Origin of the sequence: Kitasatospora nipponensis, assembly GCF_039528135.1 — a bacterium.
GTDB classification, from domain to species: Bacteria; Actinomycetota; Actinomycetes; order Streptomycetales; family Streptomycetaceae; genus Kitasatospora; species Kitasatospora nipponensis.
Genome location: NZ_BAAALF010001123.1, coordinates 1 through 529 on the forward strand (window position 1 = coordinate 1; position 529 = coordinate 529).

At 70.1% G+C, this 529-nt stretch carries 1 protein-coding gene; it reads right to left on the reverse strand.

Translation table 11 applies throughout. From position 1 onward, the window contains the following. On the reverse strand, nucleotides 1–529 hold a 529-nt coding region (locus ABD323_RS45205; protein ID WP_344447749.1), incomplete at both ends, for a nitrate- and nitrite sensing domain-containing protein.

A 529-nucleotide genomic window follows, 5' to 3' on the forward strand; every position in this document is an offset into this window, starting at 1 on the left:
GGGGTTCTTGATGTTGGCGGCTTCGCCGACGACCTGCTCGAGCAGGTGGGTCTCCGTGGTGCGGAGTGCGTTGATGTGGCTCGCGGTGGCCTGGTTCCACGCCTCGGGCGTGAGACCGGCGTCGCGGGCGGCCTGGAAGGCCTTGGCCTCTTCGGCCGGGTTGTTCCGCGCGGTCCCGACGAACGACAGACCGAGGGCGATCAGGCCCTGCATGGTCGGCGCGTTGTCGGTGCCGGGCACCTTCAGCGCGGCGCGCTGGGCGGTGGCGGCCTGGGTGACCAGGGCCTCCGCGTAGACCCGGACGTCCTCGGCGGGGCTGCCGGTGTTGAACTCGTTGACCGAGACCTGCTCCAGCTTGCTGGCCACGGCCAGCTGCTGGACCAGTTCCAGCTCCTCCTGCGGGGTGGTCCGCTTCTGGCTGATGCCGACCAGCAGGTTGAACATCAGCACGCGCTGGGTCGAGGCCGAGGCCTTGGCCAGCGAGATGGCGTAGATGGCGCGGCCCTTGCTGGTGACGCTGGAGCTGCCG